This is a genomic window from Pelomonas parva, assembly GCF_043555835.1.
GTDB classification, from domain to species: Bacteria; Pseudomonadota; Gammaproteobacteria; order Burkholderiales; family Burkholderiaceae_C; genus Pelomonas; species Pelomonas parva.
This window is the reverse complement of record NZ_JBIGHV010000007.1, coordinates 1-16,233: the sequence shown is the minus strand read 5'-3', so window position 1 is coordinate 16,233 and position 16,233 is coordinate 1. Positions and strand designations below refer to the sequence as shown.

19 protein-coding genes are annotated in these 16,233 nt (G+C 67.8%); 6 read left to right on the top strand and 13 right to left on the bottom strand.

Features of this window, described 5'->3' with window-relative positions:
* Window positions 1-67: 67 nt before the first annotated feature.
* The 3 genes from lysS (at window position 68) to ACG00Y_RS18485 (ending at window position 2,342) form a co-directional block, all read left to right on the top strand.
* Window positions 68-1,573, top strand: coding sequence for a lysine--tRNA ligase (gene lysS, locus ACG00Y_RS18495; protein ID WP_394481372.1), 1,506 nt, complete (start codon window positions 68-70; stop codon window positions 1,571-1,573).
* An 86-nt stretch (window positions 1,574-1,659) separates the two neighbouring features.
* Complete coding sequence (locus ACG00Y_RS18490) at window positions 1,660-1,914, top strand: type II toxin-antitoxin system prevent-host-death family antitoxin (RefSeq protein ID WP_394481370.1); 255 nt, start codon at window positions 1,660-1,662, stop codon at window positions 1,912-1,914.
* The gene (locus ACG00Y_RS18485; protein ID WP_394481936.1) at window positions 1,911-2,342 is read left to right on the top strand and encodes a type II toxin-antitoxin system VapC family toxin; all 432 of its coding nucleotides are present in this window, start codon (window positions 1,911-1,913) and stop codon (window positions 2,340-2,342) included. Before ACG00Y_RS18490 ends, ACG00Y_RS18485 begins: the two co-directional genes overlap by 4 nt.
* On the opposite strand, the gene ACG00Y_RS18480 is transcribed toward ACG00Y_RS18485, so the two are convergent.
* Complete coding sequence (locus tag ACG00Y_RS18480) at window positions 2,314-3,024, bottom strand: nucleotidyl transferase AbiEii/AbiGii toxin family protein (RefSeq protein ID WP_394481935.1); 711 nt, start codon at window positions 3,022-3,024, stop codon at window positions 2,314-2,316. The genes ACG00Y_RS18485 and ACG00Y_RS18480 overlap by 29 nt on opposite strands.
* A gap of 28 nt (window positions 3,025-3,052) precedes the next feature.
* The gene (locus tag ACG00Y_RS18475; protein ID WP_394481368.1) at window positions 3,053-3,520 is read right to left on the bottom strand and encodes a helix-turn-helix domain-containing protein; all 468 of its coding nucleotides are present in this window, start codon (window positions 3,518-3,520) and stop codon (window positions 3,053-3,055) included.
* 183 nt (window positions 3,521-3,703) lie between these two features.
* On the opposite strand from ACG00Y_RS18475, the gene ACG00Y_RS18470 reads away from it, so the two are divergent.
* Both ACG00Y_RS18470 and ACG00Y_RS18465 read left to right on the top strand, forming a co-directional pair.
* A complete protein-coding gene (locus tag ACG00Y_RS18470) occupies window positions 3,704-3,859 on the top strand; it encodes a hypothetical protein (RefSeq protein WP_394481366.1) in 156 nt (51 codons plus the stop codon).
* 48 nt (window positions 3,860-3,907) lie between these two features.
* Window positions 3,908-4,228, top strand: coding sequence for an amino acid--tRNA ligase-related protein (locus ACG00Y_RS18465; RefSeq protein WP_394481364.1), 321 nt, complete (start codon window positions 3,908-3,910; stop codon window positions 4,226-4,228).
* Between the two features lie 36 nt (window positions 4,229-4,264).
* Here ACG00Y_RS18465 and ACG00Y_RS18460 read toward each other — a convergent pair whose 3' ends face one another.
* The 11 genes from ACG00Y_RS18460 to ACG00Y_RS18410 form a co-directional block, all read right to left on the bottom strand.
* Window positions 4,265-5,092: an SOS response-associated peptidase family protein gene (locus tag ACG00Y_RS18460; RefSeq protein WP_394481362.1), complete on the bottom strand. Its 828-nt coding sequence runs from the start codon at window positions 5,090-5,092 to the stop codon at window positions 4,265-4,267.
* A gap of 132 nt (window positions 5,093-5,224) precedes the next feature.
* On the bottom strand, window positions 5,225-5,974 hold the full coding sequence (locus ACG00Y_RS18455) for an ATP-binding cassette domain-containing protein (RefSeq protein WP_394481360.1): 750 nt from the start codon (window positions 5,972-5,974) through the stop codon (window positions 5,225-5,227).
* A 73-nt stretch (window positions 5,975-6,047) separates the two neighbouring features.
* Entirely contained in the window at window positions 6,048-7,190 is a 1,143-nt protein-coding gene (locus ACG00Y_RS18450) for a sugar ABC transporter permease (RefSeq protein WP_394481358.1), read from the bottom strand.
* 8 nt (window positions 7,191-7,198) lie between these two features.
* Complete coding sequence (locus ACG00Y_RS18445; protein WP_394481356.1) at window positions 7,199-8,224, bottom strand: substrate-binding domain-containing protein; 1,026 nt, start codon at window positions 8,222-8,224, stop codon at window positions 7,199-7,201.
* A gap of 104 nt (window positions 8,225-8,328) precedes the next feature.
* Window positions 8,329-8,691, bottom strand: coding sequence for a DUF4148 domain-containing protein (locus ACG00Y_RS18440; RefSeq protein ID WP_394481354.1), 363 nt, complete (start codon window positions 8,689-8,691; stop codon window positions 8,329-8,331).
* 179 nt (window positions 8,692-8,870) lie between these two features.
* Window positions 8,871-9,659 (bottom strand): enoyl-CoA hydratase, encoded by a 789-nt coding sequence (locus tag ACG00Y_RS18435; protein WP_394481352.1) that lies wholly within the window; start codon window positions 9,657-9,659, stop codon window positions 8,871-8,873.
* The gene (locus tag ACG00Y_RS18430) at window positions 9,656-10,765 is read right to left on the bottom strand and encodes a DUF3108 domain-containing protein (protein WP_394481350.1); all 1,110 of its coding nucleotides are present in this window, start codon (window positions 10,763-10,765) and stop codon (window positions 9,656-9,658) included. The genes ACG00Y_RS18435 and ACG00Y_RS18430 overlap by 4 nt, the downstream gene beginning before the upstream one ends.
* A gap of 7 nt (window positions 10,766-10,772) precedes the next feature.
* On the bottom strand, window positions 10,773-12,482 hold the full coding sequence (locus ACG00Y_RS18425) for a M61 family metallopeptidase (RefSeq protein WP_394481348.1): 1,710 nt from the start codon (window positions 12,480-12,482) through the stop codon (window positions 10,773-10,775).
* On the bottom strand, window positions 12,482-12,913 hold the full coding sequence (locus ACG00Y_RS18420; RefSeq protein WP_394481346.1) for a DUF3429 domain-containing protein: 432 nt from the start codon (window positions 12,911-12,913) through the stop codon (window positions 12,482-12,484). The genes ACG00Y_RS18425 and ACG00Y_RS18420 overlap by 1 nt, the downstream gene beginning before the upstream one ends.
* Before the next feature lie 5 nt (window positions 12,914-12,918).
* Window positions 12,919-13,620, bottom strand: coding sequence for a DsbC family protein (locus ACG00Y_RS18415; RefSeq protein ID WP_394481344.1), 702 nt, complete (start codon window positions 13,618-13,620; stop codon window positions 12,919-12,921).
* A gap of 61 nt (window positions 13,621-13,681) precedes the next feature.
* On the bottom strand, window positions 13,682-14,803 hold the full coding sequence (locus ACG00Y_RS18410; RefSeq protein WP_394481342.1) for an FAD-dependent monooxygenase: 1,122 nt from the start codon (window positions 14,801-14,803) through the stop codon (window positions 13,682-13,684).
* Between the two features lie 124 nt (window positions 14,804-14,927).
* Here ACG00Y_RS18410 and ychF point away from each other — a divergent pair, with 124 nt between their 5' ends.
* Entirely contained in the window at window positions 14,928-16,019 is a 1,092-nt protein-coding gene (gene ychF, locus ACG00Y_RS18405; protein ID WP_394481340.1) for a redox-regulated ATPase YchF, read from the top strand.
* Window positions 16,020-16,233: the final 214 nt, after the last annotated feature.

Sequence of the window (16,233 nt, the reverse complement as noted above, 5' to 3'; positions counted from 1 at the left end):
ATTCTAGAAGGCAGCCGGGCTGCCCGGCCGGGCCGCATAAAATCGCCGCAGGACACCGACCCACACAATGACTCAAGCACAAGCGCCCAGCCCCCTCGACGAAAACCAACTGATCGCCGAGCGCCGCGAAAAACTGGCCGCGATACGGGCCGCGACGGCGGTGCCCTTCCCCAACGACTTCAAGCCCCAGCACCGCGCGCTGCCGCTGCAGCAGCAATACGGCGAGCTGCCGAACGAAGAGTTGGAGCCACAGGCCGTCAAGGTCACGGTGGCCGGCCGCATGATGCTCAAGCGCGTGATGGGCAAGGCCAGCTTCTGCACGCTGCAGGACGCCACCGGCCGCATCCAGCTGCGCGTGACCATCGACAACCTCGGGCCCGAGCTGTACGACCAATTCAAGCACTGGGACCTGGGCGACATCATCGGCGGCGAAGGCACGCTGATGAAGACCAAGACCGGCGAGCTGACCATCACGGTCACCACGCTGCGCCTGCTGACCAAGAGCCTGCGCCCGCTGCCGGACAAGTTCCACGGCATGAGCGACCAGGAGCAGAAGTACCGCCAGCGCTATGTTGACCTGATCACCGACGAGGACGCCCGCAAGCGCTTCACGGCGCGCTCCAAGGCCGTGTCGGCCATCCGCAGCTTCATGGTGGATCACGGCTTCCTGGAAGTCGAGACGCCCATGCTCCACCCCATCCCGGGTGGTGCGAACGCCAAGCCCTTCAAGACCCACCACAACGCGCTGGACCAGGAGATGTTCCTGCGCATCGCGCCGGAGCTGTACCTGAAGCGACTGGTGGTGGGCGGCTTCGAGCGCGTGTTCGAGATCAACCGCAACTTCCGCAACGAAGGCATCTCGGTCCGGCACAACCCCGAGTTCACGATGATGGAGTTCTATGCGGCCTACTGGACGCATCACGACCAGATGGACTTCACCGAGGCCGTGCTGCGCCACGCGGCCATCGCCGCGACCGGCAGCGCCGCGCTGACCTATGCCGGCAAGCCGGTGGCGCTGGACAAGCCGTTCGCGCGCGTGTCGGTGCGGGACTCCCTGATCCAGTTTGCCGGGCTGACCAGCGAAGAGGCGGACAACGCCGACGTATTGCGCGCCCGTATCGTCGCCGCTGGCGAAGAAGCCCCCGCACGCTGGAGCCTGGCCGAGCTGCAATTCGGCCTGTTCGAGGCCGTCGTGGAAGAGAAGCTCTGGGAGCCGACCTTCATCATCGACTACCCCGTCGAGGTCTCGCCGCTGGCCCGCGCATCGGATGCCAACCCGGCGATCACCGAGCGCTTCGAGCTCTTCATCACCGGCCGCGAGTACGCCAACGGCTTCTCCGAACTGAACGACGCCGAGGACCAGGCTGCGCGCTTCCACGCGCAAGTGGCCAACAAGGACGCCGGCGACGAGGAGGCGATGTTCTTCGATGCCGACTTCATCCGCGCGCTGGAGTACGGCATGCCCCCGACCGGCGGCTGCGGCATCGGCATCGACCGGCTGATGATGCTGATCACGGACTCGCCGTCCATTCGCGACGTCATCCTGTTCCCGGCGCTGCGTCGGGAAGCCTGAGGCTTGAGTCGTCCGTTGACGACTCGCCGCATGTTGCGGTCGCCCCTCGCATGTAGTAATGTTGCTACGAACCTCAGGGGTCAGTTGTGAGCATTACCACTTTGTCCAGCCGCGAGTTCAATCAAGACACAGCTCGCGCCAAAAAGGCTGCCGCTTCAGGGCCGGTCTTCATCACGGACCGCGGGCGCCCAGCTCATGTGCTTCTGACGATTGAACGCTATCAGGAGCTGTCGGGGCCTACGACCAGCATCGTCAGCCTGCTTTCGATGCCCGACGCGGGAGACATCGATTTCGACCCTGCTCGCGCTGGCGAACTCTTTCGCGAGGCGGATTTCAGCTGATGTACGTTCTGGACACCAACGTCGTCTCTGAATTGCGCAAAGCAGGCGCTGGTCGAGCCGACTTGAACGTCGTCGCATGGGCGAACAAGGTTCCCACCGGAACGCTGTACATCTCTGCAATCACCTTGTTGGAGCTTGAGCTCGGCATTCTGTCTCTGGAGCGCCGCGATCCGGCGCAAGCTGCGATGTTGCGAGTCTGGATGCACGGCCATGTCTTGCCAGCCTTCGATGGACGGGTCCTGCAGGTCGATACGGCAGCAGCGCTGCAGTGCGCCCAACTCCACATCCCGAATCGTCGCGCCGAACGTGACGCCATGATTGCCGCGACTGCGCTTGTCCACGGAATGACTGTCGTGACCCGCAACGTGGCCGACTTCGCGGGCACTGGGGTAAATCTCGTCAATCCCTGGACTCACGAGTCCGTGTAGGGGACCGGGAGCCTGCAGCGCTGCGCTTTTCCAGCGCCTTTATGCGCGACCAGAGCTGAGCCTTGGACACCGTGTTTATCTGCATCGCGCCCATGCAGGTGTCGAGCCGATGAGGGCGGTCGCGCAAGTCTTGGATGGCTTGGGCCAAGCTGGCTTCGACGCTGTCGCCATAGGCTGCCGCCGCCTTCGCGATTGCCGCGCGCAGCAACGGCTTGACCGGCTGCATCATGGCCAGGTCGATCAGATCGCGGCTGAAGACGCCGTCGTCGCGCCAGCGGTCGGCCAGCGCCAGCAGCTTGCTCGCTGCCATGTCCAGCGGCGTCAATGCGGCCACGCCTGCGATGACATCGTTCGGGCCGGGCCTATCGAAGGCGATGCGGGCCTCAAGCACGATCTCGAACTTGATCGCCATGCCACCCTCGCGCAGCAGCGTGCGCAGGCCGTACTGGTCGGCACGCAGCTCACGTACTGGCGTCAGCACGGCGCCGGCATGCGCGAGGGCGCCGAGACCCGCCGGCCCGGTCAGCAACTGGCGCAGCGCGCGGTAGCACGCGAGGTCAGACACGAGGAAGTCGATGTCCACCGACTCGCGGTACTCGCCGTAACGCAGCGCCATCGCCGTGCCGCCGCCAAACCAGCAGGCGTGGGCGGCCAGCACATCAGCATCCAGCGCAGCGAGCACGGCCGCGATGCGCCGATGGTGCTCGCGTTCAAACAAGCAGCCGGCCTCCGCCCAACTCGTCCACCAGGGCTTGAATCAGCCGCCGCTCTTGCGGGGTCAGGCCTTCACGGTCGAGGTGGCGCCAATTGCGCTCATAAAGATCCAGCGCCTGCGCCGGCTTCAGCTCGGTGACGCCCGGCAGTTGCCAGGCCAGTTGCTTGAGCGCCGGGAAGTCGTCCACGCGAATGGTGGCAGGCAGCGGTGTAGCGAACACCCCTTCGGGCTCCTTGACCTGCAGACTCAAACCCACAGCAGCCATGGCGTTGAGATAGGCACCCATCGTGACCGACGGCTCGCCTTGCTCGACGCGGTGCAGCGTCACGCGCGACATGCCAGCAGCTTCCGCAGCGTCCGTCGCCGTCACCTTCTGCCGCTCCCGGTGAGCGCGTATGCGTCGGCCCAGCGTTTCGAGCTGGGTGGCTACGGCAGACGGGATGGGAGGCGATTTGGCCGGCATATGTTTCTCATTTTAGTCAAATCCATGATTTTGCACAGAATGAGAAACATCCTTGCCATTGCCGCCACCGGTATCTTCCCCGCAATGACCATCGCCGACCCCTCCATCGCCGCGACAGCGCCGCGCTGACCTATGCCGGCAAGCCCGTGGCGCTGGACACGCCGTTCGCGCGCGTGTCGGTGCGTGACTTGGATCCACTTCGCCGGCCCAACAGAAGCCGAGGCCGGCGACGCCGACGTGCTGCGCGCCCGGATCATCGCTGCGGGTGAGGAAGCCCCCGCGCGCTGGAGCCTGGCCGAGCTGCAGTTCGGCCTGTTCGAAGCCGTCGTGGAGGAGTAGCTCTGGGAGCCGGCCTTCATCATCGACTACCCCGTCGAGGTCTAGCCTTTGGCCCGGGCGTCGGACGCCAACCCGCAGACCACCGAGCGCTTCGAGCTGTTCATCACCGGCCGCGAGCACGCCAACGGCTTCTCCGAGCTGAACGACGCCGAGGATCAGGCCGCGCGCTTCCACGCCCAGGCGGCGGACAAGGATGCCAGCAACGAGGAGGCGATGTTCTTCGACGCCAATTTCATCCGCCGCCGGAGTACGGCATGCCGCCCACCGGTGGCTGCGGCATCGGCATCGATGCGGCTGACGATGCTGATCACGGACTCGCCGTCGATCTGCGACGTCATCCTGTTCCCGGCACTGCGTCGGGAAGCCTGATCCCGGCTCAGGGTGGTGCCCCCCCCTGAGCCGGGATCAGGCGAACAGATCGCCCGTCACCGGGCCCACCGCCACCGGCCGCACCGCGCGGCGTTGCGCCTCGCGGGGCCTGCGCGCTGACGCAGGCATGGGCAACCAGGCCTCGCCCTCGAACAGATCGGCCACGCCCACGCCGGGTGCAGGCCGCTGTGCGGCCGGGTCCGCCGGGGCCAGCGGCCCGGCGTCCAGTTGCTCTGCCGGGAAACAAATGAGCAGCCGCTCCGCCTCGGCCCACGTCCCCTGCAACCAGCGGCGCTGCGCCGCACCGCCCAGGATGGCAGGCATGCGCGGGTCCTGTGCCATCGGCGGCGCCAGGTGGCCGAAGACGGCATGCCCTGCGGCACTCAAGGTCAGCACGCAGAACGCCGCGACGCGCTCGCCACCGGGACCTTCGGCCTCGTGCCACAGACCGGCCAGGCCCAGCGCGTCGCCGTCGGCCCGCTGGATGCCCCAGGGTTGCGGCCGGCCCGTGTCGTGGCACCAGGTCGTGAGCCGTGCCACCGGCACGACACAGCGGCGGCCGGCCCACCAGCTCTCGCGGCAGGTCGGGTTGGACTTCATCGTCTCGACCGGGCACTCCCGCACCCGCAGCGCGTCGCCGCCATCACGTGCCGCGGGAGGCAGCAGGCCGAAACGGCCCAGGCGAACCTCGCCCAACACGCCCAGCTCCGGCGCCTGGCCCGGGACGATGAAGACCGCCGACGCGCCGTCCGCCGGCACCGTCAGGGCGCCCTCAGTGGGTGGGGCCACACCGAATGCCGCCAGCATCCGGCCGGCGTCCATCAAAGGTTCGTAGTCACAGCGCATCGCGAGTTCCTGAGCCATCGGCGGCATGGCGCGCGGCGGTGGCGACTTGCCGTCACCCTCATCGCCATCGCCACCCGCGCGTCGTCCGGCGCATGATACTGTACAAATAAACAGTATTCGTGACTCGCCGCCGCGCGGCGCTCAGGAGCCTCAGGCGCTGGCCGCCGCCGGCGCCTTCCCCGCAATGATCATCGCCAGCACCTCGTCCTCCGTCACGTCCGCCGTGCGGCAGACGCCCACCATGCGGCCGGTCTTCATGACCGCCAGCCGGTGCGACAGCGCGAACACGTCCGGCATGTCGTGCGTGACCAGCAGGATGCCCACGCCCTCGGCGCTGAGGCGGCGGATCAGGTCGTGGACCATCGCCGTCTCGGCCGGGCCCAGCGCCGCGCAGGGCTCGTCCATGATGAGCACGCGGGCCTTGAACTGCAGCGCTCGCGCGATGGCGACGACCTGGCGTTGACCGCCCGACAAGGACATCACCGGATCGGCAATGTTCTTGAAGTTGGGGTTGAGCCGCGCGAACAGCGGTACGGCAGCCGCGCGCATCGCCGCGTCGTCCAGCAGCCCGAAGCGCGTGCGCAGCTCACGGCCGAGGAAGAGGTTGGCGACCGAGTCGAGGTTGTCGGCCAGGGCCAGCTTCTGGTGGATGGTCTCGATGCCGGCGGTGCGGGAGTCCGCTGGGCTGGCGAACTTGACCTTCTCGCCGCTCAGCAGCAGCTCACCGCCGTCGAACGGCAGAGCGCCCGCGATCATCTGCATCAGCGTCGACTTGCCGGCGCCGTTGTGGCCGAGCACGGCCAGCACCTCGCCGGGCGCCAGGCTCAGGGAGATGCCGTCGACCGCATGCACACCGCCAAAGGATTTGCGCGCATCGCGCACTTCAAGCAACGCATTCATTTCTGCACCCTTCGGCCTGCGGCCTGTCCCGCCAAGCGGGAGCGAACTTGCTCGGGGCGGCCCGTCGCTGCGCTCATTTGTGTGACACCCGGTCGAAGACGACGGCCGCAACGAGCACCTGGCCCAGCACGACCATGCGCCAGCCGATGCCCACATCGGTCAGCAGCAGGCCGCTGTCGATGCTCTGGATGATGAGGGCACCCAGCACCGTGCCGCCGACGCTGCCGCTGCCACCGGCCAGGCTCACGCCGCCGATGACCGCTGCGGCGATGACGGTCAGCTCCATGCCCGTGCCCATCGAGTTGGCGCCGGCATTCAGCCGCGCCATGGCGACCACCGCCGCCAGCGCCACCAGCGCCGCCAGCAGCAGGTTCAGCTGGATCATCACGCGCTTGACCGGGATGCCGGCCAGGCGCGCCGCGTCCGGGTTGCCGCCGATCGCATAGACGTAGCGGCCGAAGCGGGTGTGCTTGGCGACAAAGCCCAGCACCAGCACGACGGCGACCCAGATCACCAGCGGCAGGGGCAAGCCCTGGCCCTGCTCCGTGCCTTCGATTTTGTAGGCGTTGAAGACGGCTACCGAGCCGAGCACCGCCACCGCTGCGAGGCCGCCCTTCAGCAGGTCATGCCTGACATCGCCCGGCACGCCGCCGGCGCGCACCTGCGCGCGGCGCTGCACGGCCTGCCAGCCCCACAGCAAGGCGATGAGGCCGAAGCCCAGCAGCCAGCTGCCGCGTTCGCCCAGCGAGCCGTCCATGCCGCCGCCCAGCGCCAGCAGCCAGGGTTCGCTGACCGGTTGGGTCTTGCCATCGGCCACCAGGAAGGCCACGCCGCGCAGCGACACCAGGCCGCCCAGCGTGACAACGAAGGACGGGATGCCGACGACCGCCGACAGCCAGCCCTGGAACAGACCGATGAGCAGCGCAAACGCCAGCCCCGCCAGCAGCGACGCGCCGACCGGCCAGCCGTGCGTGTACTGCAGCCAGGCCATCAGCACGCCGACGGCGCCGAGCAGCGAGCCCACGGCCAGGTCGATCTGCCGCGCAACGATGATCAGCGCCATGCCGCTGGCGACGATGCCGACGACCGCCGTCTGCTGGGCGATGTTGTAGAGGTTCTCGGCCGTCAGGAAGCTGCCGGTGAGCACATGAAAGCCGATGGCGATGGCCACCAGCACGGCCGCCATGACGGCGAGCCGCTGGGTCTGGGCTGTCATCAACGCTCCTACTTGCAGGCCGCCGGCGCCTTGGCCGCGTCCACGCCCTTGCAGACCACCGCCTTGCTGACCCAGCCGGCGCTGATCACGTCGCCCAGGTTGGCCTGCGTGACGGCCACCGGCGCGAGGAACTTGGCCTGCAGCTTGACCTTGCGCTCACCACCGGCCCAGGCTGCGGCGCCCGGCACCTTCTGGCCACCGGCCAGTTGCACGGCGGCCGAAGCGGCCTCTTTGCCCAGCGAGCGCGAGTCCTTCCAGACCGTCACGGTCTGCGTACCCAGCGCCACGCGGTTCAGCGCGGCATGGTCGGCGTCCTGGCCGCTGACCGGCACGCCCTTGATGCCGCGCCCGGCCAGCGCCGCGATGGCGCCGCCGGCCGTGCCGTCGTTGCTGGCCACGACCGCGTCCACACCGCCCTTGAGCTTGGTGAGGATCTGCTCCATGTTCTTCTGCGCCACCTCGGGCTTCCAGCCGTCGGTGTATTCCTCGGCGACGATCTTCACGGCGCCGCTCTTCACCGCAGCGGCCAGCGCGTCCTGCTGGCCGGCGCGCAGGAAGTCGGCGTTCGGGTCGCTGGGCGAGCCCTTGATCATGACGTAGCGGCCTTGCGGCTTCACGGCCAGCACGGCTGAAGCCTGCAGACGACCGACCTCGCGGTTGTCGAAGGTCAGGTAGAAGACCTCGGGCGCCTCGATGAGGCGGTCATAGGCCACCACCGGCACCTTGCGGGCCTTGGCCTTGTTCAGCGCGGGCGCGATGGCGTCCTTGTCCATGGCCAGGATGATGAGCACCTTGGCGCCCTTGGCCAGCAACGACTCGACGTCGCCGATCTGCTTCTCCGGCGAGCCGCCGGCATCGGCGCTGATGTAGCTCGCCCCGAGCCGGGCCAGCTCTGCCTTGATGGCGGTCTCGTCGGTCTTCCAGCGTTCTTCCTGGAAGTTGGACCAGCTGACGCCCACCACGGGGCCGGCGGCCAGCGCTGTCATCGAGGTCATCAGCAGCGTTGCCGCTGCCCACACTTGCTGCATTCGCATCTTGTCTCCAACGCCCGGTTTTTGTGGGCTGCGGATTCTAGGAACGCAGGCAACAAAAAAGCGACCCTCTCGGGTCGCTTTGATCGTCTTGAAACCGCTTTGTTTCAGCGGCCAGCCAGCGCGGTGGCGCGGCGGACGACCGGAGCCGGGAAATCCCCGAGTTCACGGGCGGCGTTCTCGCCTTGGTCGGCAACGACCTGGTCGATGCGGCGGGCTTCGGTCGTGCGGTCTTTCAACACCGCCTGACGGGGCAGCGTGCTCGTGGCGACGGTCGCGGCCTTGGCGCTGGCGGAGGTCGTCACTTCGACGCCCACTTCGCCATGGATGGCGGCGAGTTCACCGCTGTTACGGGCAGCTACCAGTTCGGCGATGACGGCCTCGCGGGTCAGCGGGGCCGTGGATTGAGCCGAGGCGGCGCCGGCAGCGACGAGGGCAACGGTGGCGATGAGGGTGGACAGCTTGTTCATGACGGGCTCCTTCAGTTCTGCAGGAACGTCCTGCTTGGGTCACTCGGACACCGCGACCGCGCTGTCCATGGGCTGAACTGTAAGAAGCCAGTCTCAGTAGAAACACTAGGCGAACAGGAACTGACTATTCACTCAACGCAAACAGTCATCCCTAGTTCGTCATCGTTGCACTCTATATGTCAACGATGTTCAAACGCCGGCGCCCGCTTGGCGAGGAAGGCTTCCATGCCCTCGCGCTGGTCGTGGCTGCCGAACAGCGCGTGGAAGTAGCGGCGCTCCACCGCGACGCCGTCGGTCAGCGGCGCCTGGTAGGCCAGGTTCACCAGCTCCTTGATGAGCGCGACAGACGGCCCGCTGAAGCCGTTGATGGTCTCTGCGGCGGCGAGCGCCTCTTCCAGCAGCTTGTCCGCCGGCACGACGCGCGACACCAGGCCGGCGCTCTCTGCCTCGGCCGCGCCCATCATGCGGGCGGTCAGCAGCATGTCCATCGCCTTGCTCTTGCCGACCGCGCGCGGCAGGCGTTGCGTGCCACCGGCGCCGGGCACGACGCCCAGCTTGATCTCGGGTTGGCCGAACTTGGCCGTGTCGGCCGCGATGATGAAGTCGCACATCATGGCCAGCTCGCAGCCGCCACCCAGCGCGAAGCCGCCCACGGCGGCAATGACAGGCTTGCGCACCTGCAGGATGGTCTCCCAGTTCTTGGAGATCAGCCCGCTCTTGAAGGCGGTCGCGAAGGTGTGGGGCAGCATGGTCGGGATGTCCGCCCCGGCCGCAAAGGCGCGCTCCGAGCCGGTCAGCACGATGCAGCCGATCCCGTCGTCGGCATCGAAGGCCAGCAGCGCTTGACCCAGTTCGTCCATGAGCTGGTCGTTCAGCGCATTCAGTGCCTTGGGGCGGTTCAGCGTGATGAGGCCGGTCTTGCGCGGGCCATCGCCGTGCACGGCGGTGAGGATGCATTCGTAGGTCATGGGCTTGGCTTCCTGGAGGTGTCGTCGGTCGATTCTGGCGCGGCTTGCAAGGGCACGCTTTTGAGCATGAGGTCGATGACCGTGTCGGCGTTCTGGCGGATGAGCAGGCGCACGGGCAGGTATTGCATCGTGGACGCGAGCCAGACCTCGGCGGCCAGATCGCCCTCGAAGGCGGGCCGCGTGGGCTTCAGGTGCCAGCTGGCGACAGGGCCCATCGGTGTGTCCAGCATCACCTCGCCCATCACCTCGTACTGCCAGGCGTACTGCCGGCGGGCCAGCACGAGCGGGAACTCCACGCGATGGCCGGCCTGCAGCGGCTCACGGCCGGTGAGGAACAGCCAGGTCAGTTGCACGAACTGGCTGGCCGAGTCCTGCGCGCCGCGCGGCAGCGGCTGGCGCACGCCATGGGCCAGTTGCACCTCGGCGCCCAGGAAAAAGACGCTGACGCGCCAGGGATCGCGAAAGACGCGCTTTTCCTCCTCGTCGTAGCGTTGCGGCTCGATGCCGTCGGGCGTCAGCTGCCCGTGGCTGCTGATGCGCCGCGTGAGGAAGGGCTGGAAGCTCGGCCCGGCGCTGACGTCCAGATGCACCTGGTAGTCGCGCCCCTTGCGCAGCCATTCGACCTGCGCCTGCCCATGGATGGGCCCACCGCGAAAGGTGCCGGTCAGCGTGTAGCTCAGGCGCGTCGACAGCGGCCACTCGGGGCCGGGCTCGTCGCCAGGCGCAACGGAGGCCACGGCGGCGACGGGCGGGGCCGCTGCGGCAGGCGCAGAGGCGGCGTCCGCGACGGGCTCGGGCGCCGCCTCGGCCATGAACTCGGTGTCCGGCTTGGCCTCGGGCGCCGATGCGGGCGCAGACGCGGCCTGCGCCACGGCTGCGCTTTTCGGCGTCACCCGTCTGGGTGGCGCGGGCACTGGAACGGCACGCACCGTCACCGCAGGCTGCATCGCCATCTCCTGCACGAACTCGACCTGCATGCGGGGCGGCGGGAGCGAGCGGTCGTCTTGGAGCCAGCCCTCATGGATGCGCTGCACCTCGCGGCCGAGCAGCAGGTGGCCCGCCAGCACGGCCAGCACCAGCAGCGCAGGCGGCCGCGGTGTCTTCATGCGCGGCTCAGACGCCGAGCCAGCGGCGCCTTGCCGGGTGCGTGGCATCGGCCAGGGTCAGCGCGACAGCGGCGGGGCGGGCGGGCGGCAGGGTCACGTCCAGCTCGACAAGGCGCTGGTCGCGGCTCACCAGCAGCCGCAGCTGAGTGGCGCCCGGTGACATCAGGTTCACCGCGTCATCCAGCCGGCGCAGGCGCCAGCCGTTGCAGCCGAGGATGTCGTCTCGGGCATTGACCCCACCGGCCTCAGCCGTGCCACCCACCAGCACATGCGTGACGGTGACGCCGGTCAGTGCGCTCTCCCGCACGCGCAAGCCCAGGCGCTGTGCGACGCTGGCCCGGCCGTCCTCACGCCAGGCCACGCCGTGGGCGTCCAGCAGTTCGCGCAGCGGCAGTTCATCGGTGCCATGGACCCAGGCGTGCAGGCGGGCGGCCAGGTCGGCGCCGCCCAGCGAGGTCACGGCATGCAGGATGTCGCCCTCGCTGACCGGCCCGCCGCCGCTGGTGGTCCACAGCTGCGTCATCAGCCCGTCCAGGCTGGCGCCCTGCGCGCGCAGCCTGAGGTCCAGGCACAGCGCGACCAGCGCGCCCTGGGCGTAGTAGTTGCTCGCCGTGTTGGGGCTGTTCTCGTCGGGCCGGTAGTACTTGGTCCAGGCCTCGAAGCTGGCGGCGCTGAGCGGCTGCACGCGCCGGCCGGGCGAGGACAGCACGCCGTTGATCGACGCGGCCAACAGCTTCAGGTAGCGCGGCGCATCGACGAGGCCGGCGCGGCACAGCAGCAGTTCGTCGTAATAGCTCGTGAAGCCCTCGAAGAACCAGAGCAGCTGGGTGTAGTTCTCGCGCTGGTAGTCGAAGCACGCGAACTCGGCCGGGCGCAGGCGCTTGACGTTCCAGGTATGGAAGTACTCGTGGCTGAAGAGCCCCAGCAGCCGCACATAGCCGTCTCCGGGCACGGCGCCTTCGGCCGCAGTCGGCAGTTCGCGCCGGGCGCAGATCAGCGCGGTGCTGGCGCGGTGCTCCAGGCCGCCATGGCCGTCGTCCACGGCCCACAGCAGGAAGCTGTAGCGCTCGAAGGGCGCGCCACCCCAGAAGGCGATCTGCGCCTCACAGATGCGCTGCACGTCCGCCAGCAGACGCTGGCCATCGAAGCTGGGCCACGCGCCCGCGACGACGACGCGGTGCGGCACGCCAGCGGCCATGAACTCACCCTGCCAATGCGCGCCGATCTCGAAGGGATGGTCCAGCAACTCGTCGTAGTGGGCCGCCTGATAGCCGCTGCCGTCCGCGCGCATCTCCGTCGCCACTTGCCAGCCATCGGGCACGCTCGCCAGTTCGATGCGATGCGTTTCTGCCTCGCGGCCATGCGCGCGCAGGCACAGGCTGCTGGCGTTGAAGAAGGCCCGCTCGCTGTCCAGCCAGGCGGTGCGCACCGAGGCGTCGAACGCGTAGACGTCGTAGCTCAGCGTCAACGCCGCCCGCCCGCTGCAGCGCACCCGCCAGCTGGCCTTGTCGAGTTGCTCGACGGCCAGCGCGCGGCGCCCCTGCCGCGCGCTCAGGCGGCTCAGCTGCTTGGCGAACTCGCGCACGAGGTAGCTGCCCGGTATCCACACCGGCAGGCTGAAGTCCTGCTCGGCCGCCGGGTGGGCCAGCGTCAATGTGACGCGGTAGCGATGGGCCGCGATGTCGGCCAGCTCGATGCGGTAGGTCGGTCCGCCCATCAACTGCCCGCCGCGGCGAGGAAGCAGCTCAGCGCGGCGACCGCCGTGAGCCGGAACCGCAGGGTGAGCCAGTCGCCGGCGCCGAGGTGCGGGTAGAGGCGGCGGTCGATGACGTAGCAGGCGATCAGCACGCTGCCATGCAGGGCGAGGCCGCCATAGGGCAGCATCAGCACGCCCAGCCATCCCAGCAGCGCAGCGAACACCCCCCAGACCAGCGACTGCCGCGACGGCAGGCCACGCGCGAACGACAAGCCCCACTGGATGCCGCCCAGAAAGGCGATGACCAGCGCCGCATAGGCTGACAGCGCCAGGCTGACAAAGGCATGGGCCTCTGGGTGGACGACCAGCCAGATCAGCAGGCAGCCCACGACGAAGGGAATGAGGCCTGCGTAGGCGAGGCGATGTGCGAGTTGACGGTGGTCGGTGTTCATCGCACTCAGGACTTGCGGGCAGGCACCGACAAGGTCTGCAGGCGCTTTTCCAGCTCGACCGCGCCGACGGCGCCCGGAATGCGGTGGCCGTCTTCCAGCAGGATGGCCGGCGTGCCGTTCACGTGGATCTTGCGGGACAGCGCCAGGTTGCGCTCGATGGCGGCGTCATCGCAACTGGCCGGCGGCTTGGGCGGCTGTTCGTTCTTGAGCATCCAGCCCAGCCAGACACCCGTGCGGTCCTTGGCGCACCAGATGGCACGCGTCTTCTCGGCGGAATCGCCGCCGAGGATGGGAATGATGAAGGTGTAGACGGTGACGTCCTTGAGCTCCTGCAAGGACTTCTCGAAGCGCTTGCAGTAGCCGCAGTTGGGGTCGGCGAACACGGCGATGCGGCGCTTGCCCGTGCCACTCTTCCACACCACGGCGTCCTTGAACGGCAGGGTCGTGAAGTCAACGCGGTTGATCTGGTTGACGCGCTCTTCCGTCAGGTTCTTCTTGGCCTTGATGTCGATCAGCTCGCCTTCGAGAAGGTAGGTGCCCGTGGCGTCGGTGTAGCGCAGTTCGTTGCCGATGCGGATCTCCCACAGCCCCGGCATGGCCGACGGCCGCACTTCGTCGATCTTGGGTGCCGTGGGCATACGTTCGGCAAAGGACTTGCGGATGACAGCCTCGTTGGCGAAGGCGGGCAGACAGGCGGCGAGGAGCAAGCCAGGCAGAAGACGGGCAAGGCAGGTGATGAGGGACGGCACGATGGTGGGGGAAGAGAGATCAGAGCCCGAGGGCGCGCTGGGTCAGCCAGCGCTTGACGGGAGAGAGTTGGTTCAGCGCATCCATGCCGCGATTGCGCAGGCTGCGGGCGGCGGCGGAGTCGTGTGCGAAGAGCCGCTGCAGTGCGTCGGTCAGCTCGCCCATGGCCAATGTCGGGGCGAGGCGCTCGCGGGCGTAGCGGCGCAGCAGGCGCTCGTCGCCCAGCGGCCGCCAGGGCTCGCGCTCGGCCAACACGCGAGCCAGCGCGGCGACGTCGCCCAGGCCCAGATTCAGCCCTTGGCCCGCCAGCGGGTGCACCAGATGAGCCGCATCGCCGAGCAGCACCCAGCTCGGGCCGCTCACCGCTTCGGCACGCGCCAGTGCCAGCGGCCAGCCGGAGCGCTCGCTGGCCAGCCCGAGTTCGCCCGCTGCACCACCTGTGGCCGCGTTCAGTTCGCGCTCGAACTCATCGACCGGCAAGGCCTGCAACTGTTCGCTTCTTGCATCGCCACAAGACCAGACCAGGCCGTAGGACGAGCCCGGCGTCGGCCGCTCGAAAGGTAGCAACGCCAGTACCTCGCCGCCACTGCGGAACCATTGCCGAGCAACACCCAGATGCGGCCGATCGGCCGTCAGCCGCGCGGCCAGCGCGCGTTGCCCATAGGCCTTGGGCTTGAACTCGACGCCCAGGGCTGACCGTGCGGCCGATTCGCGGCCCTCGCACAACGCCGTCAACGCAGCCGGCGTGTTGTCGGGCACGGTGTGGACGTGCGGCGAAAAGCGAAGTGCCGTAGCGAGCTGAGCGTCCAGCTCGGCCGCGTCGACGATGACGGCCAGTTCACGCAACCCTTGCTGCCACGCCGAAAAGCTCAGCCGCCCGCCAGCATCATCGTCCGCCGCGTCCCCGTTGATGACCATGTCATAGACCGGGCTGACGGCGTCATGCGGCAGGCTGGCCCAGATCTTCAGTTCGGCCAACAGCCCGACAGAGGCAGCGTTCAGCGCATAGGTGCGCACATCGCCCGCCCGAGGCGGCTGGGGCGAGCCGGCCATGCCGACCGTCAAGCCCTGAGAGGCCAGGCGCAATGCGAGGCTGCTGCCCACTGCACCCCGGCCCTTGACCAACACGTCCACGCTTTGCATGGGCACGATTGTAGGCAGCGGGGTATGACCGCATCGCGGCCGAGGCCGGGCTGGCGCGGGCCGACTAAAATCGCGGCCTCCGGCACCGGCCCGCCGCCGGTCGCCTCCCCACAGAAAGCCAGACATGAGCCTCAAATGCGGCATCGTGGGCCTGCCCAACGTCGGCAAGTCCACACTCTTCAACGCCCTGACCAAAGCCGGCATCGCCGCCGAGAACTACCCGTTCTGCACCATCGAGCCCAACGTCGGCATCGTCGAACTACCTGACCCGCGTCTGGCGGCCCTGGCTGAGATCGTCAACCCGGAACGCGTGCTGCCGGCTGTGGTTGAGTTCGTTGACATCGCCGGCCTGGTGGCGGGCGCAAGCAAGGGCGAAGGCCTGGGCAACAAATTCCTGTCGCACATCCGCGAGACCGACGCCATCGTCAACGTCGTGCGCTGCTTCGAAGACCCGAACGTCATCCACGTCAATGGCCGTGTCGACCCGATCTCCGACATCGAAGTGATCCAGACCGAGCTTTGCCTGGCCGATCTGGGCACGGTGGAGAAAAGCCTGCACCGCTACAACAAGGTGGCCCGCGCTGGCGACAAGGAAGCGATCGCCTTGGTCAAGGTGCTAGAGAAATGCGAGGCGGTGCTGAACGAGGCCAAGCCGGTGCGCTCCATCGACTTCAGCAAGGAAGAACTGGCCATCCTGAAGCCGCTGTGCCTCATCACTGCCAAGCCGGCGATGTTCGTCGGCAACGTGTCCGAGGCCGGCTTCGAGAACAACCCTTTCCTCGACCGCCTGCGTGAGTACGCTGCCAGCCAAAATGCGCCGGTCGTGGCGATCTGCGCGAAAACTGAGGCCGAGCTTGCCGACATGAGTGACGAGGACCGCGCGCTGTTCCTCGCGGAGATGGGCCAGGACGAGCCTGGCCTGAACCGCCTGATCCGCGCCGCCTTCAAGCTGCTGGGCCTGCAGACCTACTTCACGGCCGGCGTGAAAGAAGTTCGCGCCTGGACCATCCACATTGGCGACACCGGCCCGCAAGCGGCTGGTGTCATTCACACCGACTTCGAGAAGGGCTACATCCGCGCGCAGACCATCGCGTATGACGACTTCATCAAGCATCGTGGCGAGCAAGGCGCCAAAGATGCAGGAAAGATGCGCGCGGAAGGCAAGGAATACGTCGTCAAGGATGGCGACGTGCTGCACTTCCTGTTCAACGTCTGAGCTGCACACCTCGGCATAACCACCAACCCGCTTCGGCGGGTTTTTCATTGCCAGTCGCTCATTGATTGCAGCACATCCCGTAGCCGCAAAAGCGAAACCCCCACCAGGATAACCTGATGGGGGTTGGCTTTAATAACTAGCCTGACGATGACCTACTTTCACACGGGAATCCGCACTATCATCGGCGCTGACTCGTTTCACTGTCCTGTTCGGG